Source organism: Treponema bryantii (assembly GCF_036492245.1).
Classification (GTDB): Bacteria; Spirochaetota; Spirochaetia; order Treponematales; family Treponemataceae; genus Treponema_D; species Treponema_D bryantii_C.
The window spans coordinates 1,922,786-1,949,453 of sequence record NZ_AP025286.1; the positions used below are offsets into that span (position 1 = coordinate 1,922,786).

Annotated in this window: 23 protein-coding genes and 2 tRNA genes; 3 read left to right on the forward strand and 22 right to left on the reverse strand. The window is 38.6% G+C overall.

Annotated features, from left to right (window positions below):
* Positions 1-6: 6 nt before the first annotated feature.
* The 9 genes from dnaG to AABJ44_RS08565 form a co-directional block, all read right to left on the reverse strand.
* Entirely contained in the window at positions 7-1,824 is a 1,818-nt protein-coding gene (gene dnaG / locus AABJ44_RS08525; protein WP_338368468.1) for a DNA primase, read from the reverse strand.
* Between the two features lie 9 nt (positions 1,825-1,833).
* Positions 1,834-2,898, reverse strand: a complete 1,065-nt coding sequence (mltG, locus tag AABJ44_RS08530) for an endolytic transglycosylase MltG (protein WP_074640394.1) — start codon at positions 2,896-2,898, stop codon at positions 1,834-1,836.
* Positions 2,895-3,086 carry a hypothetical protein gene (locus AABJ44_RS08535; RefSeq protein WP_074640392.1) on the reverse strand — a complete coding sequence of 64 codons (192 nt, stop codon included), beginning with the start codon at positions 3,084-3,086 and terminating at the stop codon, positions 2,895-2,897. The genes mltG and AABJ44_RS08535 overlap by 4 nt, the downstream gene beginning before the upstream one ends.
* The gene (locus tag AABJ44_RS08540; RefSeq protein ID WP_338368469.1) at positions 3,083-4,015 is read right to left on the reverse strand and encodes an MBL fold metallo-hydrolase; all 933 of its coding nucleotides are present in this window, start codon (positions 4,013-4,015) and stop codon (positions 3,083-3,085) included. The genes AABJ44_RS08535 and AABJ44_RS08540 overlap by 4 nt, the downstream gene beginning before the upstream one ends.
* A gap of 149 nt (positions 4,016-4,164) precedes the next feature.
* Positions 4,165-4,246 (reverse strand) — tRNA-Tyr (locus AABJ44_RS08545).
* A gap of 6 nt (positions 4,247-4,252) precedes the next feature.
* A tRNA-Thr gene (locus AABJ44_RS08550) sits at positions 4,253-4,325 on the reverse strand.
* A 76-nt stretch (positions 4,326-4,401) separates the two neighbouring features.
* Entirely contained in the window at positions 4,402-5,973 is a 1,572-nt protein-coding gene (locus AABJ44_RS08555) for a glycogen synthase (protein ID WP_177177693.1), read from the reverse strand.
* A gap of 25 nt (positions 5,974-5,998) precedes the next feature.
* On the reverse strand, positions 5,999-6,379 hold the full coding sequence (gene aroH / locus AABJ44_RS08560) for a chorismate mutase (protein WP_338368470.1): 381 nt from the start codon (positions 6,377-6,379) through the stop codon (positions 5,999-6,001).
* The gene (locus tag AABJ44_RS08565) at positions 6,380-7,084 is read right to left on the reverse strand and encodes a hypothetical protein (RefSeq protein WP_074640384.1); all 705 of its coding nucleotides are present in this window, start codon (positions 7,082-7,084) and stop codon (positions 6,380-6,382) included.
* 76 nt (positions 7,085-7,160) lie between these two features.
* On the opposite strand from AABJ44_RS08565, the gene AABJ44_RS08570 reads away from it, so the two are divergent.
* Together AABJ44_RS08570 and AABJ44_RS08575 are read left to right on the forward strand one after the other, a co-directional pair.
* A complete protein-coding gene (locus tag AABJ44_RS08570) occupies positions 7,161-7,535 on the forward strand; it encodes a hypothetical protein (RefSeq protein WP_338368471.1) in 375 nt (124 codons plus the stop codon).
* The gene (locus AABJ44_RS08575) at positions 7,532-8,956 is read left to right on the forward strand and encodes a CCA tRNA nucleotidyltransferase (RefSeq protein ID WP_338368472.1); all 1,425 of its coding nucleotides are present in this window, start codon (positions 7,532-7,534) and stop codon (positions 8,954-8,956) included. The genes AABJ44_RS08570 and AABJ44_RS08575 overlap by 4 nt, the downstream gene beginning before the upstream one ends.
* Here AABJ44_RS08575 and AABJ44_RS08580 read toward each other — a convergent pair.
* The 3 genes from AABJ44_RS08580 to AABJ44_RS08590 form a co-directional block, all read right to left on the reverse strand.
* On the reverse strand, positions 8,953-9,570 hold the full coding sequence (locus AABJ44_RS08580) for a response regulator (protein WP_338368473.1): 618 nt from the start codon (positions 9,568-9,570) through the stop codon (positions 8,953-8,955). The genes AABJ44_RS08575 and AABJ44_RS08580 overlap by 4 nt on opposite strands.
* Before the next feature lie 66 nt (positions 9,571-9,636).
* Positions 9,637-10,455, reverse strand: a complete 819-nt coding sequence (locus AABJ44_RS08585; RefSeq protein ID WP_338368474.1) for a sensor histidine kinase — start codon at positions 10,453-10,455, stop codon at positions 9,637-9,639.
* Between the two features lies 1 nt (position 10,456).
* Positions 10,457-11,065, reverse strand: a complete 609-nt coding sequence (locus tag AABJ44_RS08590) for a hypothetical protein (RefSeq protein WP_074640375.1) — start codon at positions 11,063-11,065, stop codon at positions 10,457-10,459.
* Positions 11,066-11,128: 63 nt separating this feature from the next.
* Between AABJ44_RS08590 and AABJ44_RS08595 the strand changes: the two genes are divergently transcribed.
* Positions 11,129-13,363 (forward strand): ATP-dependent helicase, encoded by a 2,235-nt coding sequence (locus AABJ44_RS08595; protein ID WP_338368475.1) that lies wholly within the window; start codon positions 11,129-11,131, stop codon positions 13,361-13,363.
* A gap of 34 nt (positions 13,364-13,397) precedes the next feature.
* Here AABJ44_RS08595 and AABJ44_RS08600 read toward each other — a convergent pair whose 3' ends face one another.
* The 10 genes from AABJ44_RS08600 to alr form a co-directional block, all read right to left on the reverse strand.
* Positions 13,398-15,260 carry an ABC transporter ATP-binding protein gene (locus tag AABJ44_RS08600; protein ID WP_338368476.1) on the reverse strand — a complete coding sequence of 621 codons (1,863 nt, stop codon included), beginning with the start codon at positions 15,258-15,260 and terminating at the stop codon, positions 13,398-13,400.
* Positions 15,250-17,079: an ABC transporter ATP-binding protein gene (locus tag AABJ44_RS08605; RefSeq protein WP_338368477.1), complete on the reverse strand. Its 1,830-nt coding sequence runs from the start codon at positions 17,077-17,079 to the stop codon at positions 15,250-15,252. Before AABJ44_RS08605 ends, AABJ44_RS08600 begins: the two co-directional genes overlap by 11 nt.
* A 47-nt stretch (positions 17,080-17,126) precedes the next feature.
* A complete protein-coding gene (locus AABJ44_RS08610; protein WP_338368478.1) occupies positions 17,127-18,959 on the reverse strand; it encodes an ABC transporter ATP-binding protein in 1,833 nt (610 codons plus the stop codon).
* Between the two features lie 3 nt (positions 18,960-18,962).
* A complete protein-coding gene (locus AABJ44_RS08615) occupies positions 18,963-20,756 on the reverse strand; it encodes an ABC transporter ATP-binding protein (protein ID WP_338368479.1) in 1,794 nt (597 codons plus the stop codon).
* Positions 20,757-20,854: 98 nt separating this feature from the next.
* Positions 20,855-21,601 carry a sensor histidine kinase gene (locus tag AABJ44_RS08620; RefSeq protein ID WP_338368480.1) on the reverse strand — a complete coding sequence of 249 codons (747 nt, stop codon included), beginning with the start codon at positions 21,599-21,601 and terminating at the stop codon, positions 20,855-20,857.
* 14 nt (positions 21,602-21,615) lie between these two features.
* Positions 21,616-22,122 (reverse strand): hypothetical protein, encoded by a 507-nt coding sequence (locus AABJ44_RS08625; protein WP_338368481.1) that lies wholly within the window; start codon positions 22,120-22,122, stop codon positions 21,616-21,618.
* A 61-nt stretch (positions 22,123-22,183) separates the two neighbouring features.
* The gene (locus tag AABJ44_RS08630; protein ID WP_338368482.1) at positions 22,184-22,894 is read right to left on the reverse strand and encodes a LytR/AlgR family response regulator transcription factor; all 711 of its coding nucleotides are present in this window, start codon (positions 22,892-22,894) and stop codon (positions 22,184-22,186) included.
* Complete coding sequence (gene trpS, locus AABJ44_RS08635; RefSeq protein ID WP_338368483.1) at positions 22,894-23,994, reverse strand: tryptophan--tRNA ligase; 1,101 nt, start codon at positions 23,992-23,994, stop codon at positions 22,894-22,896. The genes AABJ44_RS08630 and trpS overlap by 1 nt, the downstream gene beginning before the upstream one ends.
* A gap of 86 nt (positions 23,995-24,080) precedes the next feature.
* On the reverse strand, positions 24,081-25,421 hold the full coding sequence (locus tag AABJ44_RS08640; protein WP_338368484.1) for a bifunctional folylpolyglutamate synthase/dihydrofolate synthase: 1,341 nt from the start codon (positions 25,419-25,421) through the stop codon (positions 24,081-24,083).
* Positions 25,422-25,487: 66 nt separating this feature from the next.
* Positions 25,488-26,636, reverse strand: a complete 1,149-nt coding sequence (alr, locus tag AABJ44_RS08645; RefSeq protein ID WP_338368485.1) for an alanine racemase — start codon at positions 26,634-26,636, stop codon at positions 25,488-25,490.
* Positions 26,637-26,668: the final 32 nt, after the last annotated feature.

A 26,668-nucleotide genomic window follows, 5' to 3' on the forward strand; every position in this document is an offset into this window, starting at 1 on the left:
TATTCACTACTTTTTCCCTAAGCTCTGTACTTGCTTATCTAGCTCAAATTTTTCAGCAAGAAGTGCATTCAGCTGATTCTGATCTTCTTGAGTTACTACGGTATATTCTTTTATTCTTTGCAATAATTTATTTCGTTGGGCATCAAGTTTATTTCTTTTTATATAATTTACCGTGTCAGCAACTATGACACTTACCTTTTCACTCTGATAAACCCCGGACGAAATTGATCCAGTTATAAACTGCACCAGATTTTCATCATCGCAACGGTTAAGGATATCCCTTATAGTAAAGACATTCTCAGCAAAGCATTCTTCCAATACCCTGTATAACCTTCTGGCAGCTGGATTCGTAAAATCTTGTTCAGTTAGCTTAGAGCGCAGAACCTCATATTGGTTCAGGTCGGCGGTAACAGCAATTAATCCTCTCAATTCTGCATCGAGCTTAATTTGTGTTCCTTGTTCTGTTTGATTATTATTTTGCCGGATGTATGCGCGTTCGCGGGCTTGACTTCGATTGTTAAAATCCCTTTTTACAGCCTCCGGTTTCAGATTGAATGCCTGGCACAACTGTTCCAGACATGATTCTTTTTGAATATCAGACTGAAGTGCATCCACATACTGGAAAAACTCAAGGGCAGCCTTAGCTTTTCCCTCAGGTGTGTCCATAGGGTATTTTTCACCTAGTCTAAATATCAAATAAACACTATCTAATATAGCATTTTTGACCTGCGCAGTCAAGTTCTCCGCTCCGAAATTCAACATAATCTCGGCAGGGTCTTTTCCACCCTTCAATCTGATGATTTTTACTGTAAGGTCGTGCTCGCGGCAAAGCTTTATCGCCTTCCACGTTGCCTCCTGGCCCGCGCCATCCGAATCAAACGAAAGATAAACCGTACCACCGGCAACAAAGCCCGAAATCATTTTTATATGATCTTCTGTAAGCGCCGTTCCAAGAGTTGCAACAGCGTAATCAAGCCCGCACTGGTGGTATGCAATAACGTCCATATTTCCTTCGCAGAAAATAATGGATTTTTTTTCACGGATAGCGTTTTTAGCAAAACTGAACCCGAACAGAGTTTCGCGTTTTTTGAATTGGGGAAGATCTCCGGAGTTCAGATACTTTCTCTGAGATTCATCTGCCGGCGGAATTACACGACCGCCAAAAGCAACAACCTGCCCTCGTCTGTTAAAAATCGGGAACATAAGACGGTCTGAGAAAAATGAATATTCAGGATATTTCTGGCTGAAAAGCCCGGATTTTCCAAGGAACTCCGCACTGAAATTCTTTCCACGCAAAAACTTAAAGAGCCACTTACGGTCCGCCGGCGCATACCCCAGCTTAAACTTTTCGATAGTTTCTTTTGTAAGTCCGCGTTTTGTTACATATTCCAGAGCCTTCTGCCCCTGAGGAGTTTCCATCAGAAAATAATGGAACATAGAAGCTGTTCTTTCATAAAGTTCTATGAACTTTTCAGTCTCATCTATTTTTGAACGGTTCTGTTCGGGATTATAACCGTTCTGATACTTAACAGGGATTCCACTCTTCTTTGCAAGGCTTTCAATTGCATCTGCATAAGAAAGTTTTTCCATTTCCATGATAAAGGAAATAACGTTACCACCCTTATGACAGCCAAAACAGTGATAAAATCTTTTATCACCATCAACATGGAAAGAAGCTGTTTTTTCACCATGAAACGGACAGCAGCCCCACCAGTCATTTCCTCCGCGGCGTTCAAGTTTAGTATATTCACCGACAGTAGTTATAATGTCTGTTGTATTGAGAACTGCATCTATTGTTTCGTTGGAAATATATCCGCCGGCCACAAACTACCTCTACTTACCAGACTTTTTTGTATAAAGGCTGTGGCTTTGAATATGTTCATCAAAATTGGTTGTAAACACATGACGACCTGCTGCAGGATCTACAACCTGAAAGAAATAATAATTTGTCTTAGGTGTATTTGCACTGGCACCGAGAGCTACAAGTCCCGGATTTGAAATAGGTCCAGGAGGAAGTCCTGCCCATTTGTAAGTGTTATAAGGATTATCTATTTTTGTATCTTCAATAAGGATACGATCCGGATGAGGACGGCCTTCAATTTCTGTAAGAATATATTCAACTGTAGCACACGAATAAAGTCCGATACTTCGGCGAAGTCGGTTTTTGAATACACTTGCAATTAAAGGAGCTTCATCTTCTACACGATATTCGCGCTCAACTATTGAAGCAAGAGTAACTGTTTCATATAAGTCAGCACTGTTCATCTGAGAAAGGCCTTCGATATCTCTTATTCTGCTGAAGAAATTATCAATCATAAGTTTTGCAACAGATTCTGCTGGCATACCGGCGGTTAGAAAATAAGTATCCGGGAACAAAAAACCCTCGCAGGTTTCTCCTGCAATTCCATTCTGTGCAGCAAAATCAGAATTCTTACAAACTGCAATAAAATCAGCTGCAGAACAAATACGGTTTTCTTCAAGTTCAGCAGCAATTTTAGAAATTGTAAGGCCTTCCGGAAGAGAAACTTTTATATACTCCTGCTGACCAGAAGAAAGTTCCTGCTGGATTTCTGCAATATTCATTGAAGGACTTATATAATAAATTCCGCTTCTGAGTACAAAAGGCTTATCAGCATCTTTACCATAAAGAAATACCTTTAATTTTGGATATCGTGCTGTGTAATAAAAGAGTTTTTTGTTACGGATAAGTCCGTTTGTCATTAAGTTTTCACCGGCTTCAGAAACAGACATACCGCTTGGAATCTCAATTCTGACCTTAGTACCATCATCAACAGATGCAACCGGTTTACTAAGATTTTTAACAAAACAAACAGAAACTCCGATACTTCCTGCCAGTACAATAAAAAGAATCAGAAGAATAGATAATATTTTTTTCATGAGTAGAATCTTTTAACCTCTTCAAGTGAAAGACAATTGTAAATGGAATCTTCCAGTGTTTTATAAAAAAGCTCAAGACCCTCTGGTAATTCTTCCTGCTTTGTCCTCAGATATTTTGCGAGAAGAAACAATTCCTTTTTCGAAAATGAATAATCTAGTATGGTTATATCTTCATTATCAACTATCATAAATCAATCTCTTGTGATTCCTTTGCTAAAAAAATCTCAATATCAGAATGATTTATATATTGAGCATACCATCTTGCAGCCTCAAGTATTGAATTGAGCTTTTTATCATCATAAACAGGCTCATGATGAAAGAGATACACTTTTTTAATATTCCAGTAAACGGCAAAATCAATTGCATAACAGAATGAAGAATGTCCCCAGTTTTCTTTCCTGTATACTTCTTCTACTGTATATTGCGAATCAATTATAATTACATCTGCATTTTTAAATACAGCCTCGCCTTCGTTCTTACCCTGGTAATCTGTAGATTTTAATTCTACGTCTGTTGCATAAACAAACTTCTTACCGTTATTTTCAAAAGAAAAGGCATAAGAATCACCAGGATGTCGCATTTTATGAGAGTTTATTTTGATTCCATCAATATTGAATTCTTCATCTTCATAAATACGGGTAAAATGAATATCTCTGGCAAGAGTTTTTCCTACAGTAGGAGGGCTATAAGGTTCTGCTACCTGATCCCAGAAATATTCATCTGCATCATCAAAATGTGAATAAACTTCAAAATGACACTTAGGATTATAAGCATGATCAAAAAATGGAAAGCCCTGAATATGATCCCAGTGAAAATGAGAAAAGAACAGATGATAATTTGAAGGACATGGTCTAGCCTTTCCCATTGCACGAAGACCTGTTCCGGCATCAAGAATTATATGTGTATCGTTATTTACAAGTTCTACACAGGCTGTATTTCCGCCTGCTGTTCCGAAAATCCATGAAGGAAGTGATGAAACAAATTTTGCTCTGGTTTCCGCATTTACAAGATCTTCTGGTTTTGCCCTTTGAATTGCGGCCATAATTTTTGACTGAACCTGTTGCGGAGACAACGGTGTTGGAACCGAACCTCGTACACCCCAGAAATAGATTTGCATTTTCCCCCCTAATTCACATTTATAAATTAGATTATTTAAATTTACCCTATACAAGAGTTTTTGTCAAAACATATAGCTGGATTTTTGATTTTTTATAGTTTAAAAAGGGCATAAAAAAAGAGTTAGAAAATATCTAACTCTTGAACTACTGGGGAGTAGAGGACTCGAACCTCTGGAGACGCGAGTCGAGGGATTTACAGTCCCTTGCAATTGCCGCTATGCGAACTCCCCATTTTAAGCTGCCTGTAGGATTTGGACCCACGACCCCGAGATTACAAATCACGTGCTCTACCAGCTGAGCTAAGGCAGCAGATTTATTTGTTACGTTCAACTCATTGCGTCGAACGTGAGTCTTATATTATAGATTTATGATAATTTAGTCAATATCATTCTTTACTATTTTTTAAAATTTCTTTAAAAAATGGCAAATATTTTTTCTGAATAACTGTTTTCCACAGGTATTCATGATGAACGCTGTATGCACCGCTCTTAACCATTCTTGAAATCTGACTTGGACGCAGCATTTTAAGCATGATTATTTCTGAAAGCTTTGCAATGAGAACGCCTGCTGTATTGCTGTCATAAAGGAAGCCTGTACGGCCATCAATGATTTTATTAAGTCCGCCGGTTTTATGTGCAATTGGCACAGTTCCATAAACCTGGCCAATAAAATCTTCAAGTCCACATGGTTCAAAATAACTTGGGAGAACAATAAAATCACTTACAGCTGTTGCAAGGCGCACAACTGTCTGATTATATCCGTTCATAAAGGTAACCTTTCCAGGATACTTTTCGCAGAGGCGTACGATATCTATTTCTAGACGAGGTTCGCCCTGCCCTGCAAAAATAAATCTTACATCAGGATAGTTTTCAAGAATTGCAGGAACAGCTGCTGTAAGTACGGCAATTCCTTTCTGGGTTGTAATGCGGCCATGGTAAGCAAAGAAAATCTCTTTTGTGTATTCTGTTGAACAGTCGAGTTTTCCGTACTTCTTAATTCCGGCTGCCTTGAAGTTATCAGTATTTACAATATTCTGAATAAAGAATTTACGGCACTTAAGTTTTCCTTCAAGATCATTCTTTTCCGGTTCAAACTCAAAAGGAAGTTTTGAAACCTCCTTTAATGCAGGATTGTAGCGGTCAAAATCAAAACCGTTTGTAATTCCTTTGATTTCAACATGATTTGAAGCAAAAATCGGAGCCAGCCCTTCTGTAGCTTCAGTGTTTGCTGGATCAATAAGTTCACGGGCATAATCTTCTGAAACTGTTGTAAGATATGCACCGGAAGCTGAAGCAATAAGGAATGGTTCAACTGCCCTTCCATTCATTGCTTTTTCAAGCAGTGGAGTTGAAAGTCCTGTATACCATGCAGCTTCACCAATACTAGTAAAACTGTGATGATAGAACGGACCTGCATTATGAATTGTAACTACAGAATTTGTTTTTTTAAATGCCTTTGAAGCTGCAATAAAGGCCGGAAGCATTGCAGTTGAAGCATCCTGACAATGAAGGATTTCAGGAATATCTGAACGGGAGATTATTGAGCCATAGGCACAGACTGCTTTCTGGAAAAGCACATCAAGATAAAGTCCATCTAAATGGCCGGAACCTTTTTTATGAGCCGGATTCTGCTTTTCTTCATTTTCTGTGTAGGTATAAACAGCTTCCTTATCTGCAAAAAGAGGATGATTGATAAGAACGACATCAAAGTTAGAAGTACTTCTTGCTGTTGTATACTGGATTTTTTCTTTTCTGCCGCAAAGTTCTACCTCTGCAACTGTTTCAAGCTTGTTGAATTCAAAAAGAGAATCCAGACAGGTACATTTATATACAGGTATAAAAAGTGTTACCTTGTGCTTTAAATCCGAGAATTCCTTACACAGTGAAAATGTTACGTTTTTTACACCGCCGGCTTCTGCGATTCCGGCGCATTCCATACTTACTACCCAAATCTTCATAATCATCTCCTCCTGTTACTTCCGGTTACCTGTTTGAAAAGTCTGGACGGAGTTTCTCAGCTCCATTCAGGTATACGTTATGACGCTCAGCCGAGCTTTCATCTACATAAGTTGTAAGCAATGCCCTTACTACCAGCGGCATACCGCCTTCTATAAAGGCTTCCTGACTGCAGAAAAGCGGTACTGCTGTTATATCAAGTCCACAGTCACCACGGCGTAATGCAGTTGCAGGATTCAGTTTTGTAATATCGTTTGTTATTGTAAACTGAAGTGAAACAATATCCTCTGCTTTTATTGAATTACGTGTAAATAATTCGCGGCACATAAGGCATACATTTTCAGTAATGCTCTCTGGTGTGTTTTCTACACAAACCGCTCCCCGGAATGCTGCTAATCGTTTTTCCATTTATAAAACCTCCGGCATTTCTGTCTGCTCTGTCAGCTGAGACTCAACTCCATACGACGGATTAAGCTGGTCTGGCTGCATATTTGAAATTCTTTTATACATATTATAATCAGGCAGCTTTGAGTTCTGAATTGAAAAAACAGATACATCAAGCTCTGGAAAATCCTTGTAAATCTGAATACCGCGTAAAATTTCTTCACGACGCAGGGATTCCGTTCTGAAAGCAGTATTTGTCTCGGCACGGTTGAGTATATAATTTGCAGCATGCTGAGCTAAAGTGCCTGCCGCCCCTTCAAGGTAAACTGCAAGATCTGCATCATCTGTTATTTTATTCAGTTCCATAAGCTCCACAACAGCTTCTGGAGAAACTGTAAGCTGAATATCAAAAGTAATGCTGTAATCAAAAAGCCCCTGTGCATTATAGATTGAAGCATAAGCTTCACCGGAAGGTAGCGTACCTGAAATTGTTTTTTGAGTGCTGTACGGCTTTATATGAAAGGTTTTAAGAGTTGCATTTGTTGGAAGGAGGAACTGCCAGTGCCAGGCAAATTCTCCGTTTAAGACAGGTTTTTCGTCTACTCCACTGGTTTTGGAAACAACAATTCCGATAGTATCTGGTTTTACACGGAATTGAGTCCATCCGACATAAAAAACGGCGCCTGTGAAAACCGCAAGAATAAAAACACATGCTAGAAATTTCTTCATAGACCTGTACCCGAACAATCAATATTATGTTATTATATCAGTAGATGGCGCCCGTCTTCAAGCAAAAACAGATTATATGGCTAATAAACTGAAATTCAAATACTCAAAAAAACTTCTCTCAAATACCCTTACCTACAAGTTTTCCATGACGTTGAATCTTGCAGTAACGGCCTTTTGTGTAATTCTCATAACTCTTTATATAATTGGTAATTATCAGAATTTTCAGGATGAAAATCAGCAGTGGATTCTTACAGTACTGTCTTATGTGGCTATATTTAACAGTCTCTTTTCGATTGTACTGCTGGTTGAAACGGCCATTAAACTTTTCACAGAAAAACATCAGATAAAAAATATTATAAATATGATTGCCTTATTTTGTTCTGCAATGTTCTGTATCTTCTGCACGGGAACCTCTAATATCATAGGCTATATTTCCGGAGGCATCAGATGAGTACAAAAAATATAAAACTTCCTCCACTGCTTATTGAGTTTGGAAAAATTTTTACGGCAGCCGGTTATAAAACATATCTTGTTGGCGGTGCAGTCAGAGACATGTTCATGAAAGTTCCTGCCCATGACTGGGATGTTGCTACAAACGCTACTCCTCAGGATGTAATCAAGCTTTTTAAGTTCGTTGTACCAACAGGAATAGAACACGGAACAGTAACCGTACATTTTAAGGGCACAGAAATTGAAGTAACAACCTTCAGAACAGAAGCAGGCTATTCAGACGGCAGACACCCTGACAGCATAAATTACGCTGCAACAATCGAAGAAGACCTTGCCCGCCGCGATTTTACCATGAATGCAATTGCAGCCTCTCTTGAAGACGGCGCGGTTGTAGACCCATACGGCGGTCAGGAAGATATTAAAAACCGTCTCATAAGAACAGTTGGTGTAGCACATGAGCGATTTATGGAAGACGGACTCCGCCCTGTACGAGCCCTCCGCTTTGCTTCAAAACTTAATTTTAGTATAGAAAATAATACATATTCAGAAATCTTCAAAAAAGAAATTCAGGAAAAGGCAGCATCAATTTCTATTGAACGCTTCCGCGATGAGTTTGAAAAAATAATGGCATCTCCAAAGCCGTCTGTAGGCCTTAAGCTTCTGGAAGAAACCGGCTTAATGTCTATTTTCCTTCCGGAGTTTATGGTATGCCGCGGCTGTGTTCAGTCTGACTACAGAGCCTTTCATAAGTTTGATGTAATGGATCATCTTTATTATGCCTGTGACGGAGCCCCTGCAGCCAAGCTGAATGTACGTCTTGCAGCCCTCTTCCATGACATCGGAAAACCGGCCGCTAAAAAACTTGTAAAAGAAACAGTTCTAGACGGCGATAAAAACGACGGAAGCACAAAAGAAATTGAAACAATTACCTTTTACAATCACGAATCCTATAGTGAAAAAATCACTAAGCAGGTAATGACACGACTGAAGTTTTCAAATGAAATGATAAATAATGTGTGTCACCTTGTAAAAGAGCATATGTTTCATTATGAAACCAACTGGTCTGAAGCAGCAGTAAGACGTTTTATAATCCGCGCAAAACCAGAATGTATGGAAGATCTTTATGACCTCCGCATGGCAGATATGTACGGCATGTATAATGAACCAGTGGATATCCGTTACAGTGCAAGTATTCAGCTTCTTTTAGAGCTTAAGGAACGTGTACACTCTGAGCTTGAGAAAAAGACAACACTTTCATTGAAATCTCTTGCAGTAAACGGACGAGACCTTATGGCAGCAGGCATTCCCGCAGGAAAAGAACTTGGACGGATTTTAAATGAACTTCTCGAATGCGTTATTGAGGATCCTGAAATGAATGATAAGGCTCGTCTTCTGGAAGTTGCAAAGAGACTGTCGAATTAACCGAATTTAGCAACAAGTTCTTCGTGTCCGCGGCAGCCGGTTTTACTGTAAATTCTTGAAAGATAATTCTCAACGCTTCGGATTGTAAGATTCAACTCAGAAGCAATCTGTTCATTTTCCTTACGCTCAATAATCTTTTTGAGAATATTCTGTTCCTGCTTTGTAAGACTATCAAGAAGACTTCTGTACGTAAAAAGTGAAGTAACAAGAGTCTGCTGTACATAGCTTCCGCCATGAACAACTTCGTAAACAGCCTTTAAAAGTTCGCTTTCCATACTATCCTTTGAAACAAAGCCAAGAGCACCATTATCAAGGGCAAGACTTAAAATTCCAGGGTTAGTATACATTGAATATACAACAACCTTTGTAGAGGTATATTTTTCTTTAACAACTTTTAAAATATCAAGACCACTGCATTCACCAAGATTCAAATCAAGAATCAAAATATCAGGAAGATTGTCTTTAACTGCAAGTTCTGCCAGTTTCTCAAGAGCTTCATCTCTGTCTGAAGCAAAGCCGCAGCATTTATATTCCGGCTTTCCAGCAAAAAACTGTCTTATACCAAGATTTGTAAGAGAATGATCTTCTACAACAAAGAAATTCACTTCTTTCATTTTATTACCTTTTCAATATCTTAATAATTCTTTACCCTTTTGTAATCAGTATATACGCATAAAATCCTATGAATTTTTCACAGTGCTGGCAGGGTCAACCGTGATTATAGTAATCTGAGTTCCCTCGCCTTCATGTGAATCAATCTCAAATTTAGCACCAATCAATTCAGCACGTTCAGCCATTCCAACAAGCCCGAAATGATTTCCATCAGTTCCGCGTGCCTTTATCTGCTGTGGATCAAAACCTTTTCCATCATCACAAATAAAAATGTAAATTCCTTTCTGTTCCTCTCCATTTTCGTTACGCAAAAGAAGAGTTACCTCAGAAGCCTCTGAATGCTTAATTACATTTGCAAGAGCTTCCTGAATTATTCGGTACAGATTAAGATTCTGTTCCTCACTTAAAAAATCTATATCAAGCTGATCCGGTATTGTAAGGCGGAATTCAACTTTTGAATGCTCACGGAAGTTCTGTGCAAGATTCAAAACATTTGCAGCAAGATCGTTTCTGATTACATCCGGAGGAGCAAGGTTATAGCTAATATTTCTTACATGCGAAAGAGACTTTTCGAGTAATTTTGAAATCTGAACTCCATTTTCCCCCTCAATTTTTTCTGAAAGATTTCTGCAGTAACGCAGGTCCTGTGCAATTGTATCATGTAATTCTCGTGCTATTCTTGCCCGTTCTTCTTCCTGACCTTTAATTGCATAACGCAGATAACGGCTGGAATTTTTAAGCCGTTTTCTAGACTTCATGTACTGAATGGCAAAAATAATTACCAGTATAATCGTGATGAAAAAAACGATATCAAAAATTACAAAGAAAGTTGTATATTGATGAATGACATTCTGTAAACGTTCAAATTCCTGCTCAGAGATTACCATATCACAACTCCTTTGAAGGTCCAAAATACTTTTCTGTTAATTTGAAAACTCCGTAGCCGGCGAATGTGGTTATGAGACGGTCCGTAAGTGAAATCGGAATCTGTGCGAGAATACAGGAAGCAAACAGACTGAATTTCTGAGAAACAAAACTGTCGGTAAACTGTTTAATAGGAGCCATAGCATCAGGAATATCCAGATAAGTAAAACGGAAATAATCAATAGTACCGCCAAGAAAAATAGTAACAAAAGAAGAAATCAGGGAAATCAGCAGAAGATAAAGAATAGTAACAGGCACGCTGATCTGAAATTCTTCCTTCTTTCTGGCAAAGGCCCAGGTTACAAGAACAATAGCAGCCCCGCAGACAGAAAAACACATATTGGTAGGAGAAATAATTCCCCTTACCAGATAATTAAAAATTGTATCAACAAAATTAAAAAGGATTCCTACAACGAGCCCTGGAACAAGCCCAAGATAAAATACAATTGCAACTGTAAAAATAGTATCGAAAAAAAGTGGAATATGCAGAACATCAAAAAACAAAAGCGTTGATAACATATTCAGAACAATTGCAGCTAAACAAAATAAAGCAATTTTCGATCTTCGTTTCATATTATCATTATAGTCTATTTTGCATAAATCTCCTATAATTATTTTTGGGTTTGGGACAATCTAATGAGTAACGAAGATTTTAATTTAGACAATTTGAATGAAGAACAGAGAGCCGCAGTTACCACAACAGAAGGCTACGTCCGCGTAATTGCCGGAGCCGGTTCCGGTAAAACCCGGGCTCTCACCTACCGTTTTGCATATCTTGTAAACGAAATCGGTATACTTCCTTCCCACATTCTCTGCGTTACTTTTACAAACAAAGCCGCCGCCGAGATGCGAAACCGAATCCGTAAACTCACAGGCGACAACGACACCGGCTATATTTCCACCTTCCACGGTTTTTGCGTAAGCGTACTTCAGGAAGATTCACACGCCGTCTCATATCCAAAAAGCTTTCTCGTCCTGGACAACTCCGACATAGACTCAATGCTCCAGATAATCTACGAGGAGCGCGGACTTACCCTTCGTCAGATGACATTCTCCAATGCCCGCGACATGATTGAAAACCGTAAACTTTTTAAAGAGCCGCATTACTACGAAGACCTTATCCGCATGAGCCTGGACGAGATACATCAGAAATATCTTGCCGCAACCCGTGCCGACGATATAATTTTTTACGGTTATCTCTATCAGGAAAAAAAGTGCTTCGGCCTCGACTATAACGACCTTTTGAAATTCGTACTTTACATCTTCCAGACAAACGATGAAATCCGTCAGAAATGGCAGGAGCGTATTGAATACATTATGATAGACGAATTCCAGGACATCGACTTTATTCAGTATGAGCTGATGAAAGCCCTCTGCCCGTATCATAATAACCTGTTTGTTGTGGGCGATCCCGACCAGACCATTTATACCTGGCGCGGCGCAGATATCCGTTACCTCCTCGAGTTCGACAAAAACTTCCCTGCCGTTCAGACCATCATGATGAACCGCAACTACCGAAGCACAAAGCCGATTCTCGATGTCGCAAACAGCCTGATTGATAAGAATAAAGGCAGAATTAAAAAGGATTTAATTTGTGGTAATGAAGGGGAAAGCCTTCCCCTCGCTCGCATTTCGTCGCTCGCTACCCCTTCTGCGGGGGACACCCCCGCAACACCCCCGCTACCGTTCTATTTCCATGCAAAGTCCGCAGAAGAAGAAGCCGAGAATCTCGTAAATAAAATCCGCGAGCTCACAGAAAACAATTTCGCCCCAAGCGACATCGCAATACTCTACCGCGCCCATTACATCAGCCGCACAATAGAAGAAGTGTTCCAGCGCGAAAAAATCGCTTACACCTTAAACTCTGGGGTTCCATTTTTCGACCGCATCGAAATTAAAGACTCACTCTCCTACCTCCGCATGATAGCTTACAAGGACGACCTTTCTTTCCTACGTGTAGTAAACTCACCTAAGCGTAACGTAGGAGAACGCCGAATAAAGTTCCTTAAGGAATACGTTGCAGAACACGGAGGTTCCCTTTACGAAGCCCTCAAACTTTCTGTAAGCGACGAGCTTTTTGCAAACACAAAGGCACAGTCCTTCATAGACCTCATAGAAAACTTTTCTGCCACTTACCACAATATGCAGATTTCAGAATTATTCAGCCATGTAATGAACCAGAGCGGATATGAACTCGCATTGAGAACAGAAGGAAGTCAGGAACGCCTCGACAATCTTGCAGAACTCAAGCAGTCAATTTACGAATACGAAACAAGCTGCGGCGAAGAATGTATACTCGAAAATTATCTTGCCCACGCTGCTCTTTATACAAATGCCGATATTACGGCGCACAAAAATGCAGTTCGCCTCATGACAATTCACACAGCAAAGGGACTTGAGTTCCCCGTAGTTTTTATTGTTGGAATGAACGAAAACATGTTCCCAAGCCAGAAAGTAGACAGCCTCAAAGCTATGGAAGAAGAACGCCGCCTCGCTTTTGTTGCAGTTACCCGCGCCCAGAAACGGCTTTACCTTTCAGAAGCAGAAGGCTTTACAAACAGAGCCGGCGGCCGTTATCCATCTCGTTTTATTTTTGATATTGATAAATCACTTTTAAATTACGAAGTAGAATTACCACCACAGCTGCTTACAAAAACCAGACTCTATATCCAGGAATCAGATTCCATCCTCGCAAAAAAATCCGAGCTTGCAGACCTCGCCGTGGGCGACACCGTAGAACACAAAATCCTCGGTCGCGGCACAATCCTGGCAATAGATCAAACCGCTGCCACTTACACTGTAAAGTTCGAAAAAACAGCAACGCCCCGAAAGATGAGTTTCAGGGCGCCGCTAACAAAAACATCAACATAACGCTGTGATTTCGACAAACTCAACCACCATAGTACTACGCATAATACTGCGCCTGTGCATTCCAGAGTTCGCTGTAAAGACCACCATTTGACATCAGCTTATCGTGGCTGCCCTGTTCTACAATCTGGCCTTCATCAAAAACTAAGATGTTGTCACAGAAACGGCAGCTCGACATACGATGTGAAATATAAATTGAAGTTTTTCCTTCCACCATTTTGTCAAAGCTCTGATAGATTTCATATTCAGCGACAGGGTCTAATGCACTTGTCGGTTCATCCATTATTACAAATGGAGCATCCTTATAGAGCGTACGGGCTATAGCAATTTTTTGAGCTTCACCACCTGAAATCTCAACCCCATTTTCATCTTCATATTGATACAATGGTGTATCAAGTCCTTTTTCAAGTTTTTCAAAACGTTCCTTAAAACCTGCCTGCTCAAGACATTTAATTGCCCGTTCCCGATTATACTCAATTCCCGAAGCAACATTTTCTCCAAGTGGAAAACTGAAAAGATTGAAATCCTGAAAAACAACAGCAAAAAGCTTTGCATATTCTTCATAATCATAATAGCGGATATCAACACCATTGAGTAAAATCTGTCCTTCAGTTGGTTCGTACAAACGGCACAGAAGTTTAATAAAAGTTGTTTTGCCAGCTCCATTCTTGCCCACTACTGCATTTTTTGAACCAAGCGTTATCTTTTGATTTACATGACGCAGTGCATATTTTTCTGTATTAGCATAACGGAAGGAAACATCTCGGAATTCAATTTCGAATTTATTATCATCTCTTTTTTCAGTAGGAATTGTTCCGTCATAACGTTTATTCTTTATTTCCATGTAATCATAAAAGAAGGCAAGATAACGGCTTTCCATTTTTATCTGAACAAAATTATTAGAAATACCGGTAATGCTTTCTACCAGCCTTGTATAACTTGAAACATACATTAAACATTTACCGGCACTTATCAATGAGAACACTGCCTTTAATCCCACGTATGAATAACTTACAAGCTGCATAAAAGCCTGGGAAAGAAACGGAATAAACGAAATCTTAATATCCTTGTTTATCCAGGCAACCCCTTCTTTTTCCAGATTATCATTTGTTTCCTGAACTTTTTTAATCATCAGCTTCTGCATCTTATAAAGACGGATATACTTTCCAATTGAATAATTAAAAATCAAATCAAACCAGTAACTGAAATATCTGTTATAAGAAACATTCTTTTCAAAAAACTGCATCTGAAGAAGAGAGGATTTCTTATTAGTCTCATAAGAAACAAATACATGAATAGCAAGTACAAGAATCATAATAAAAATGCTGTACCATTGATTCAGAAAAACACATAAGCTGCTTAAGCCTGCAGTTTCTTCAAGCACTTTTGGAATAAATAATGGAATCAGCAGAACTACGGAATAAACTATGGTAGTCAGTTTTTCAATAATTCCTGCAAGATTGTCACAGAATGATCTTATATCGCCTGTAGTTGTTATTCCATCTTTTGCTTTTTTGAGCGTATCAAGAGTTTCATGTTTCTCGAGAATATCAAAATCAATTTCCATTGTTTTGTCGGTAAGCATTTTATTGATTTTTTGAGTAAGCTCATGTTTTTTTACCCAGTTGATTCCTTCAAGTCTCCAGCGAATCAAAACTAAAAGGGAATCTAATCCTATCATAATCAGAACGTTTCTAAAAATTGAATCAAAAGAATCCAGGCGTAAAAGTCCATCCAGTATTAAACTTGAAAAATAAATCTGTATGAAAGGCTGTGCAGCTGCCATCATTTTTACTATGAGAAGAAAAGTTATATAACCGGGAATCAGTTTATGAGTGAGGCTTAAAACTTTTCTGACAGTTCCACGAGCTGATTCTTTATTTGACTGCTTATTGTTCATTTCTTTCCTCCACATCCTCAACGTAATAGTGACTCTGAATATCAAAAATCTCTTTATATTTTCCAGCTTTTTTCATAAGTTCTTCATGACTGCCTTCTTCGACAATCTGGCCGTCATCCAGAAACAGAATTCTGTCGCAGAACTTTGTACTAGCTAATCTGTGAGAAATAAATACGGCGGTCTTATTATCTGCCATCTGATTGTATTCCTCATAAATACGGCTTTCTGCAATCGGATCTAAAGCTGAGGTTGGTTCATCAAGAATAAGGACAGGTCCATTTTTATATATTGCCTTGGCAAGAAGAAGTTTCTGTGTTTCACCGCCGGAAAATAAAACTCCATCTTTATCAAGAGTTTGAGTAATGAAAGATTGTTCTTTTTGGGGAAGGCTTTGTACTTTTTCATACAATCCTGCTTCCTTAAGACATTTATTCATTCGCTCTCTGTCAACTTCTGCTAATTCACATCCGCCAATATTTTCTGCAACAGAAATTGCAATTGGAGTTGTATCCTGGAAAAGTACGCTTATCATTTCCTGATATTTCTCTATTCCAATTTCATTTATGTTTTTTCCATCAATCAAAATCTCACCGCTTGTAGGAAGATAAAGTGCGCACAAAAGTTTTACTATTGTTGTTTTTCCAGCGCCATTATTTCCAACCAGAGCTATTTTTTCATTTGCACGGATTTTGAAATTTACATTTTTCAAGACCGGCTTTTCACTGCCCTCATATGTAAAACTTACATTTCGGAATTCAATCTCCGGCGGAACCTTATCAGTAGATATTGTGCTTGTGGTTTCCGAATGCTCAAAAACATCCTTTTGTGCCATAAACTCGTGGTAATCATTAAATTGATGACTTGCATCACGAAGATTTGCAAAGTCCATAGAAACTTCATAAATCCATTGAGAAAAACTTGCTACAATTCCTATATAGATTGTAAACTGCGCTGCATCTATCTGGCCGCTCAAAACCTTATGAATCAAAAGTGTATAGGCAAGCCAGTCACGGGCAATATTAAAAGCTGTATCAGAAAGTGTCGGATAATACCATTTTAACTGATACTTGGAGCGGAAGTTTTTATAGGTTGTAATAAGCGAATCAAAATGAAAATCAAAAACCTTTTTTAGACTGAAGATTCGAATATCTTTTCCAGCGCTTACATTCATACTGTTAAGCTCCATATACCGCATCTTTCTCCAAGGTTCTGAAAACGATTCGCGGTTATCGTCGCCAAACTTTACTGCGTGATTACGAATCAGAATATCTGTAAAAAACATTCCGAACATTACAAGCAGTATTTTCCAGTCGAGCATAAAAATAACAGTACCATAACTGAAAATGCCTAGCACAACAACAAGAAGTTCAAGCGACAAGGTTGAAACAAGTTCTGCCCCCTGATAGTTTCCGTCTACTCCCTGAACGCCCTTACCCATAATCTTCTGTTTAGGCTGTGGTTCGATATTAAGATAATCAGTATTTATTGCTTTCTTTATAAAATTAAACATAAATACACTGATGCGGGTGTAAGTGTGTTTCATCTGCATTTTTTTCTCGCATAAAAGCTTAACTCCAGAAAAAACACACATAAACAAAACTGCAATTCCAATGTAAGCCATAAAGGTCTGAACCTTTCCACTTGTAATTCCTTTTATAGCCATTGCTGGAATAAGAGTATTTATAAACGGCAGAGAAACCGCCATAACCAGATATACAAGCACAAGAGGAATTGCTGCCGGGTATCTTTTAAACATTGCTTTATACACAATAAAGGCATTCTGAATAATATTATTTCGTTTAGTTTTTTGTTTTTCCATAAATAATCCCTAATTCTACATTTCTACAATCATCTGAAACTCATGCATTATGCATAATACTGAGCCTGTGCGTTCCAGAGTTCCTTATAAAGTCCTTCCTGCTTTACAAGCTCATCATGATTTCCGCTCTGAACAATCTGTCCTTCATCAAAAACAAGAATGTTATCGCAAAAACGGCAGCTCGACATGCGGTGGCTGATATAAATAGAAGTCTTGTTCTGAACCATTTCATCAAAGTGACGGTAGATTTCATACTCGCTGACAGGGTCTAACGCTGAGGTTGGTTCATCAAGAATTACAAGCGGAGAATCCTTATAAAGAGCACGCGCGATAGCAAGCTTCTGAGCTTCTCCACCAGAGATTTCCACACCTTCATCCTCCTGCTGGTAGATGTTTGTGTGAATACCCTTTTCCATTTTTGATAGTCGCTCCCCAAAACCAGCCCGTTCAATACAATCCAGAACTTTTACTTCATCATAACTTGTACCTGAAGCAACATTTTCTGCAATTGAAAATGAGAACAGATTAAAATCTTGAAATACCACACTGAACAGACTTGCATAATCCTTATAATCGTAATAACGGATATCAACACCATTCAATAAAATCTCACCTTCTGTCGGCTCGTACAGGCGGCACAGAAGTTTTATAAATGTGGTTTTTCCAGCTCCATTAGGACCAACAACTGCAGTCTTAGTTCCAATTCTGATTTTCTGATTCAAATGCTTAATTACATACTTATCAGTATTTGCATATCTAAAGGAAACATCACGGAATTCGATTTCAAATTCATTATCATCACGTTTCTCTGTAGGAATAGTTCCTTCATACTGCTTGTTTTTGATTTCCATAAAATCATAAAAGAATGATAGATATTCTGACCTTATGCTGATTTCAATGTACGCATAAAAAATGCTTGAGACACTGTCTACAAGATTGGAATATGCCTTAATATATTTAAGTGCACTACCAATAGAAATCAATCCAAAAATCGCTTTTAGACCAACATAAAGATAACTGGTCATCTGCATAATGCAGTTTATAATAAAAAACGGAATCTGCATTTTGTTTACTTTTTTTACAAGATTTGTAATGCCGCTTTCGAGAAAATCCAGAATCTTCTTCATCTTTGCTTCAACAAGCGACTGCATTTTATAAAGGCGAACATACTTTCCGGTAGCATAATCAAAAACCAGACTGTAAAAATATCCGTATTCACGGTTTACTCTTATATTCCTCTGAAATAAATCAGCCTGCATTTTACCTTCTTTTCTTTTTGTAAATGAAGAGACTGTTACAGATAAAATCAGCATAAAAGCCAGAATTATAAAGCTATACCATTTATTCAAGAATTCCGGCAAGAATCCTGCAGGAACAGATGCCCTTGAAATAAAAAGCGGAATCAACAAAGCGATACTGTAAATAATTGAAAGTGCGTGTTCAATAAAGCCTGAAAGCTGGCTGCAGAAACTTGAAAAATCTCCACGGGCATTCATTCCGTCTTCAGCTTTTTTTACAATATCCAGAGTTTCTCGTTTTTCCAGAATATCATAATCAATCATGAAAGACTTTTCACAAATCATCTGATCTATTTTTTCAGAAATTACAGCTCCATTTACTTTGATTATATGCTCAAGCCCCCAGTGACTTAAGGAACAGGCTGCCTGTAATGCAAGCATTCTGATCGCATTTATCAATATCGCTTCAAAAGGCTGATGCTGAACAAGCTGATCAAGAATAATACTTCCAAATACAATAGGTACAAATTTCCAGGTAGCACTTATGATTGTTGAAATCACGATAAGAGTTATATGACCAGGCTGTAAACGATGAGTCAGTTTTAAAACCTTACTGATTGTTGATTTCTTATTATTTTTCATAAACTATGCCTCCTCTTTGTAGTACTGGCTCTGAATGTCAAACATTTCTTTATACTTACCACCCTTCGCCATAAGTTCTTCATGAGTACCAAACTCAGCGATTTTTCCATTATCCAGAAACATTATGCGGTCGCAGAATTTTGTACTTGCCAGTCTGTGAGAAATGAAAATTGCAGTTTTTCCACCGGCAAAATTATTGTATTCTTCATAAATCTTACTTTCTGCAATCGGATCCAGAGCAGAAGTCGGTTCATCCAGAATTAAAAAACTTCCGTTTTTATAAATTGCTTTTGCAAGAAGCAGCTTTTGAGTTTCTCCTCCAGAAAGCAGAATTCCTTTTTCAGAAAAAGTCTGTGTTATATAAGTTTTTTCTTTATCTGGTAAGCTTTCAATTTTTTCTATCAGGCCAGATTTTTTCAAACTGTCCTGTAGTTTTTCTGGATCACCATGCCCAGATTCAAGCCCGGTAATGTTTTCTTCAATTGTGAAAGCTAATGGATTTGTATCCTGAAACAAAACACTGATTTTATCCTGATAAGCATCAAGTCCAATTTCATCAATTGATTTTCCATCAACAAGAATGATTCCAGAAGTCTGATTGTAAAGGCCACATAACAGTTTTACGATTGTGGTTTTTCCAGCACCGTTATTTCCCACAAGTGCAATTTTTTCACCAGCTTTTATTGAAAAACTTAAATCATTTATTGTTGATTTATCACAATCAGGATATGTAAAGCTGACATTACGAAACTCTATTTCTGGAGCTTTATTATCTGAAGTACATGCAGTAACCACTTTTCTTTCTCTATCAGGAAGATTCATAAAATCATGAAAATCATTAAATTCATGACTAGCTTTTCTAAGCGAATTAAAACGTTCTGAAAGTGAATAAATCCAGTTTGTAAAACCGTTTATAATTCCAAGATAAAGCGTAAAGGTAGCAATATCCATCTGACCAACAAGTACCTTTTTAATCAGAATTACATAGGCAAGAGCATCGCGGCAAAAGTTAAAGCCAGTAGCAGAAATAGTTGGAATGTACCATCGAAGCTGCAGTTTCTTTTCCAGTTTTTGACGGGCAACTACAACCTCGCATAAAAGCTCATGAAACCATTTTCCAAGCTGATAAATTCTTATATCTTTTCCTGCACTTACATTAAGACTCTTTGTTTTGATGTAGTTTTTCTTTCTCCAGATTTCACTGCTTTCTTCTCTTTTTGCATCACTGTATTTAATTGCATGAGTTCTTAAGGCAACATCACAAACAAACATTACAAGAGTTATGACAAGAATTTTCCAGTCCAGTAAAAGTACAGCACTTCCATAAGTCAGGATTCCGAAAAGAAGAATAGTAAGCTCTGTTGTCTGAATCATCAGATGTTCAACACCAATCCAGTTTGAACTTAACGATGTTGCTGCTTTTCCCATAATCTTCTGTTTTTTCTGAGGTTCAATATTTTCGTAATCAGTTGTCAGATTTTTATGGGAAAAATCAGCTGTATAACCTCCAAGTCTTGTATAAGTACGCTGAACCTGAACAAATGTTTCCATAAGACTTGAACTGGCATTAATGATACAATAAACAAATATTGTTACGACTATCATAATCACAAAGTTTTTTACATCACCTTGTGAAATTGCTTTTATTGCAAGAGACGGAATAAGGGTTGTAATAAAGGGACTTGCGATTCTGAAAATCAAAAAAGTCGGAACAAGTATCCATGCAGAAGGATATCTTTTGAACCATGACTTTAAGGCAATACTGATATTCTTTAACACGGAGTTTTTTTTGCTCATAGTTCACCTCGAAACTTAAGATGGGTACACGCTAACATATTTATATATAAAGTATTTAAAGTGTTCACGAAATGTAAAAAAAAGGACACGAAGTGTAATTAAAGAGGCAGCATGACTTCCGTTGCAAAAACGCCAGGTTCGTTCTTGCGGTTTACGTAACCGGCATACTTTTCGGCTATTTTATCAATGCGGCGAAGGCCAAAACCATGTTCGCCCAATTTACTGGTCACAAGTTCCGAAACGCGGCGGCGTTTACTCTCATTAGTAGAATTAGTCACAGAAATATAAAGCTGACTCTTAAACAGTCCAATGTATACACGGATAAATCGAGGAGCAACAGGTACGCCCCCTTCTAAAGGCCCTTTCATTTTCTCGCAGGCTTCAATAGCATTATCCATAAGGTTTCCAACAATTGCGCACAGATGTACGTCTGAAACCTTAAGCTCAGAAGGAACTTTGGCCGTACAGTTTACTTCGATATTGTTTTTGCGGGCAATCGAAACCTTACTGCTTAAAATAGCATCCAGGCCGACATTACCCGTTCGGATCGCAATATCAATAGTATCTAAGTCTTTTTCGAGATTGTCTAAATAATCAGACATTTCTTCAGTCTTACCCATAGCCATCATAGCTTTAATAGACTGAATATGATTATGATAGTCGTGGCGCCAGGCCCGCATAGTCTGGTAGATATTCTGCACCTCATCGCGCTGCTTTTTAAGCACCGAATCCTGAAACTTTTCCAGACGACGTTCAAAACACCGCCTGATAATCAGAACCGTGCAAACAACAGAGACGCAAATAGAGGCTCCACTAATCAACAGATACTTTATTAAATCATTCATAATTTCAGAATAAATTATTCCTGAGTTTTTTCGATTTCTTCAGGCTTTCCCAATTTCGAAGCCCCGGTGATTCTTATAAAAATCGGAATAAAAATTCCAATCAGTACATAACCTGCAACAAGGCTGACTAATAAAGAAGTTCCAAACATTGCTCCCAAAGAAATTGAGGCCCCCTGTGCAACTGCCTGTTTCCAGGCAATAAATACCATCACAAAAGTGATAATTGGTGTATAGGCGCAATCTGATAAAAAGGATTCTACAAGATGTGTACTGAGCTTACCATGTTTTAAGCCGAACTTTTTATCCAGAAAAACCGAAATCTTATGCATCGGATAAATTCTGCCAATTATGCAGCTGATTACAAAACTGATAAGCCAGTTAATAAGCAAGCCTTTCCATGTAAAATGTCCGGAAAGTAAAAGTCCTGTAAGGGAAAGAAAAAAGCTCAGGGTAATTCCCATTAAGAGCATCATTCGAATACCGATTTTTTTAATTTGTTTATTTAATTCCTGTTCTGTCATGAAAGCAATTATACAATATAATTAATAAAAATTGTAAAAAACTTTCATAAAATTGTAAAAATTAATTATTCTTAAAGAAACTGATAAATGCTTCGTTGAGTTCTTTATAAACACCACGGGCTACTGGAAGCACTTCTTCGTTATCCAGCACGCAATCAGTTCGGGTAATCCGCGCCACATGAGAAAGATTTACAAGAAGCCCGCGGCGCAAACAGAAAAAGCACCGTCCATCAAAAGCTGTAGAAGTTTCGCTAAAACTTGCCTTCCACTCACGTTCAAAACCTTTTCCTTTCAGATAGACATAGTGACCACGAGCTTCAATATAGATGATTTTATCAAAACTGATTCTCTCTACATCTGCACCCTGACCAAGCACAAAATAATCTTCAGCTTTTTTCTGACGTTCTGCACGAACTGTATCAAGCAGAGCGTTCAATACCTCAGCTTTGACAGGCTTTAAGATATATCTGACTGCCCCAACCTCATAACCTTCAATTGCATAGTCAGGAACACCGGTTATAAAAATGATTACAGCATCACAGCCACGGGCGCGGAGCTTTTTTGCAAGTTCCATACCGTTCATATTTTTCATCTGAATATCAAAAATCAGAACATCGTATGGGGCTTTATCTTCGCTTTCAAAAAGGAATTGTTCAGCAGAAATATAGGTATCAAGTTCAAGCGGGCAGCCCGCACCGGCCGCCCACTGAGTAACTAGAGAACTTTCGAAATCTAAAACAACTTTTTCGTCTTCGCAGATTGCAATTCGCATTATATTTTCATGTTCATTACGTTTCTAACTTCCTCGAGAGTCTTAATACCAATCTCGCGGGCTTTAGCTGCACCGTCGAGAAGTACTTTTCTGATGTACTCTGGATCTTTCTCGAGTCTTGCACGTTCCTGGCGTAATGGACGAAGCTTTTCGTTCAAAGCTTCTGTAAGTGTGTTCTTGAGCATTCCGCCGCCGCCGTCACCAATGCGGGCAGCAATAGCAGTTGGCTCTTCACCAGTACAAAGGCTGATAAGCATAAGAAGGTTTGCAACCTCAGGGCGGTTTACAGGATCATAAGTGATATTGCGGTCCTGGTCTGTCTTTGCCTTTTTGATGAGCTTTGCAGTTTCATCTTCTGTTGCAGAAAGCATAACGGCATTTCCACGGCTCTTAGACATCTTCTGGCTTCCGTCCAATCCAAGAATCATTGGAGTCTTAGAAAGCAAAGCCTGTGGCTCTGGGAATACAGGTTCTTTACCCATATCTGTACAGAACTTTTTGTTGAAACGGCTTGCAATTGTACGTGTCATTTCAAGGTGTGGAAGCTGGTCTTTTCCTACAGGAACTACATTTCCCTTGCAGAAAAGAATATCGCATGCCTGATGAACAGGATATGTATACATTCCGGCATTTACGTTTTTAAGGCCGGCAGATTCAATTTCTTCTTTTACAGTCGGGTTACGGCTGAGCTCGGCATTTGAAACCAATGTAAGGAACGGAATCATAAGCTGATTACACTCAGGTACATAGCTGTGAGGATAAATAATTACATCCTGCTTTTCAGGATTGATTCCGGCAGCAAGATAGTCAATTACAAGCTGCTTTGTATTCTGGCTGATTTTATCGAATGCATCATGATCAGTAAGAACCTGATAATCTGCAATAAGAATCATAGTTGGAACGCCCATATTTGCAAGGCGAACGCGGTTCTGAAGTGAACCAAAATAGTGACCAATATGTAAAAGTCCAGTAGGACGGTCACCTGTAAGTACGCGGTATTTTTTAGGATTTTTGATTAAGTCTTCTTCGATTTTGCGGCTGCGCTCCAAAGCGGCCTCAAAACTTTTGTTTATGTCTGTGTACTGAATTTCTTCACTCATTTTTAAACCTCATCATTATTATATATAGAAACAAGCCCTTTTTCAATAAAGACATTCTTTAATTGAGAACTTCACCCTAGCCATCACTAGCCGTGTAAAAACTCTTTAACTTCCGAAACAAGATAGAATGAGCCGGTAACCAGAAGAATATTTCCGTTAGCGGCTGATTCTTCAAAGGCCTTTTTAATCATCATCTTGTAATCTGCATCTGCGGTAAACTTGACATCAGCATTTGTAAAAGCTTCGATTTCACCTGCGAGGTTAGATTCCTTGCGTTCACCCGGTCTTGTAACATAAACATGTTCAAAACGATATCGGAACAGCATTGAAATGTCTTTTACATCTTTATCAGCAGCGCAGGCAAAAAGCAGAGACACCTTTTTTTCACCAAACAGTTTATTCAGAGTATCAATAGTAAGGCGGATACTGTTAAGAGTATGTGCACCGTCTAGAATTACGGCAGGAATCTCAGTATAGCCTTTTACATTTTCGAGAATTTCAAAACGGCCCGGAAGTTTGGCTTTTGCAATACCGCGCTCAATTATTCCTTCATCAAGATTTGGAAGAAGCTTTTTGATTGCAACTGCAGCCATTGCGGCATTCTGCGCCTGCATTTTACCAAGCAGCTGCATCTGAGTTTCGATAGGACGATTGAAAAGTTCACTTTCAAAATGAACAGTCATTCGTTTGTTATTTTCATTAAAATGATAGAAAGAGCCTGTTATAAAATCATCAACAAAATAGTATGGCGCATGTCGAGTAATTGCTTTTTCGCGAAGAACGATTTTTACAGATTCAGACTGCTGAGGAGAAATAATTACCGGCGTACAGTTTTTAATAATGCCAGCCTTTTCTGCGGCAATCTTTTCAAGAGTATCACCAAGGAACTCTGTGTGTTCAAGTTCAATCGGAGTAATACAGCAGAGCTTTGGACGAATGACATTAGTTGCATCAAGACGTCCGCCAAGTCCGACTTCAAAAACAGACCAGTCTACTTCTGCATTTCGGAAACAGAGGAATGCATAAAGTGTGACAAGTTCAAACCAGGTAAGAGGACGCTCTGCAGGAAGATTCTCCGGAATTATGGAATCGATATTCGGCATCAGTTCCTTTACAGTCTTTTCATAAATCTCTTCAGAGAAAAAGCCTGTTGGAGTACAGATACGCTCGCGGAAATCTGTTATGTGAGGTGAAGTATAAAGTCCAACCTTATAGCCGGCTTCATCAAGAATGCAGGAAATAAGGCGTGAAACAGAGCCTTTTCCTTTAGAGCCTGCTACATGAACACAAGGCGCATAATCCTGCGGGTTATCAAAGCGCTTACAGAGGTAATCGATGGTGTCGAGCCAGAAGATTTCTTTTTTTGGAGTATGTTCAAAATTCAGGTAGTCATTCAACCATTCCTGAAACACGTCTATTGCATTCACGTGGTGTATTATAATCTGTTTGATTAAGAATGTCATTAAGGGTTGATTTAAATTTTCATCTAACCCTTATTTTATTTCCCGTCTAACCCGCTTACTCAATGCAGTTAAAACTTCATACGAAATTGTATGTCCAAGTTTTGCAAGGTCTTCGGCGGTATTTAATGCTCCGCTTTCTGCAGGGCCAAAAATTACTGCAGTATCAAAAACCTTAACATCAGGATTATCTTTTCCAATTTCTACCATACACTGATCCATGCAGATTCGGCCGCGAACAGGATAGTTTTTACCATTGATTGTAACTTCCAGACCAGGAGAAAAACGGCGGAGTAAACCATCAGCATAACCAATCGGAAGTACTGCAATATCAGTTTCTTTGTCTGCAACCCAGGTTCTTCCATACGAAACTGACTTTCCGGCAGGGAATCTTCTGATTGCGACAACCTTAGTTTCAAGGGAAAGCACAGGCTTTATATCAAAATGGCGGCCTGTTTTCTCAAGATATTCCTTTGTGATTTCATCAGGATAGTAACCGTATGTAATAATTCCAGGACGAACCATATCAAACTGCATGTCTTCATCATTTAAAAGTGCTGCACTGGCTCCACAGGAACAGATTCCAGGTTCAATTCCCTTTTCTTTTACTCCGGCAACTGCAGCCTTAAAAGCTGCAAACTGTTCTTTTGTAAACTCAATGTTTTCCGGACTCAGACTGTCTGAAACAGCAAAATGAGTACACATTCCGCCAAGTTTTAGACCACAAGACTCTATCAGAACAGCCTGCTCGCCAGCTTCTTCGGGATAGCAGCCAATACGGCCCATTCCGGTATCAACAGCAAGATGAACCTTATAATCAGAATATCCTTCACGTTTTGCAGTATCACCTATCAGCTTAATATAGTCATCTCCAAAAACAAGAGGAGTAATTTTATATTCAAAAAGAGCCGGCATTTCAGATGGAGTACAAAGACTCAAAAGCAGAATACCGCATTTTATTCCGTTATCACGAAGTTCAATTCCTTCTTCAACTGTAGCAACCGCAACAAAGGCGGCTCCAACCTTTTCTGCAATTTGAGCTGTAAGAACGGCATTATGACCATAACCATCTGCCTTAACAGCAACACAAAGTTTTACATCTTTTTTTACATATTTTCTGATTTGATTAAGATTATATTCAAGATTATCTTTATAAATAGTAGCTTTAGTACAGCGTTCCATAGTAATTCCCACCATTATCTCTATAACGTATA

Coding starts and splice junctions, on each gene's coding strand:
- AABJ44_RS08610 (WP_338368478.1), bottom strand. CDS start 18,959: ATGAAAAATAATAAGAAATCAACAATCAGTAAGGTTTTAAAACTGACT.
- AABJ44_RS08575 (WP_338368472.1), top strand. CDS start 7,532: ATGAGTACAAAAAATATAAAACTTCCTCCACTGCTTATTGAGTTTGGA.
- AABJ44_RS08590 (WP_074640375.1), bottom strand. CDS start 11,065: ATGAAACGAAGATCGAAAATTGCTTTATTTTGTTTAGCTGCAATTGTT.
- alr (WP_338368485.1), bottom strand. CDS start 26,636: ATGGAACGCTGTACTAAAGCTACTATTTATAAAGATAATCTTGAATAT.
- AABJ44_RS08595 (WP_338368475.1), top strand. CDS start 11,129: ATGAGTAACGAAGATTTTAATTTAGACAATTTGAATGAAGAACAGAGA.
- AABJ44_RS08605 (WP_338368477.1), bottom strand. CDS start 17,079: ATGGAAAAACAAAAAACTAAACGAAATAATATTATTCAGAATGCCTTT.
- AABJ44_RS08600 (WP_338368476.1), bottom strand. CDS start 15,260: ATGAACAATAAGCAGTCAAATAAAGAATCAGCTCGTGGAACTGTCAGA.
- AABJ44_RS08540 (WP_338368469.1), bottom strand. CDS start 4,015: ATGCAAATCTATTTCTGGGGTGTACGAGGTTCGGTTCCAACACCGTTG.
- trpS (WP_338368483.1), bottom strand. CDS start 23,994: ATGAGTGAAGAAATTCAGTACACAGACATAAACAAAAGTTTTGAGGCC.
- AABJ44_RS08625 (WP_338368481.1), bottom strand. CDS start 22,122: ATGACAGAACAGGAATTAAATAAACAAATTAAAAAAATCGGTATTCGA.
- AABJ44_RS08630 (WP_338368482.1), bottom strand. CDS start 22,894: ATGCGAATTGCAATCTGCGAAGACGAAAAAGTTGTTTTAGATTTCGAA.
- mltG (WP_074640394.1), bottom strand. CDS start 2,898: ATGAAAAAAATATTATCTATTCTTCTGATTCTTTTTATTGTACTGGCA.
- aroH (WP_338368470.1), bottom strand. CDS start 6,379: ATGGAAAAACGATTAGCAGCATTCCGGGGAGCGGTTTGTGTAGAAAAC.
- AABJ44_RS08555 (WP_177177693.1), bottom strand. CDS start 5,973: ATGAAGATTTGGGTAGTAAGTATGGAATGCGCCGGAATCGCAGAAGCC.
- AABJ44_RS08580 (WP_338368473.1), bottom strand. CDS start 9,570: ATGAAAGAAGTGAATTTCTTTGTTGTAGAAGATCATTCTCTTACAAAT.
- AABJ44_RS08585 (WP_338368474.1), bottom strand. CDS start 10,455: ATGGTAATCTCTGAGCAGGAATTTGAACGTTTACAGAATGTCATTCAT.
- AABJ44_RS08565 (WP_074640384.1), bottom strand. CDS start 7,084: ATGAAGAAATTTCTAGCATGTGTTTTTATTCTTGCGGTTTTCACAGGC.
- AABJ44_RS08570 (WP_338368471.1), top strand. CDS start 7,161: ATGGCTAATAAACTGAAATTCAAATACTCAAAAAAACTTCTCTCAAAT.
- AABJ44_RS08620 (WP_338368480.1), bottom strand. CDS start 21,601: ATGAATGATTTAATAAAGTATCTGTTGATTAGTGGAGCCTCTATTTGC.
- AABJ44_RS08535 (WP_074640392.1), bottom strand. CDS start 3,086: ATGATAGTTGATAATGAAGATATAACCATACTAGATTATTCATTTTCG.
- AABJ44_RS08615 (WP_338368479.1), bottom strand. CDS start 20,756: ATGAGCAAAAAAAACTCCGTGTTAAAGAATATCAGTATTGCCTTAAAG.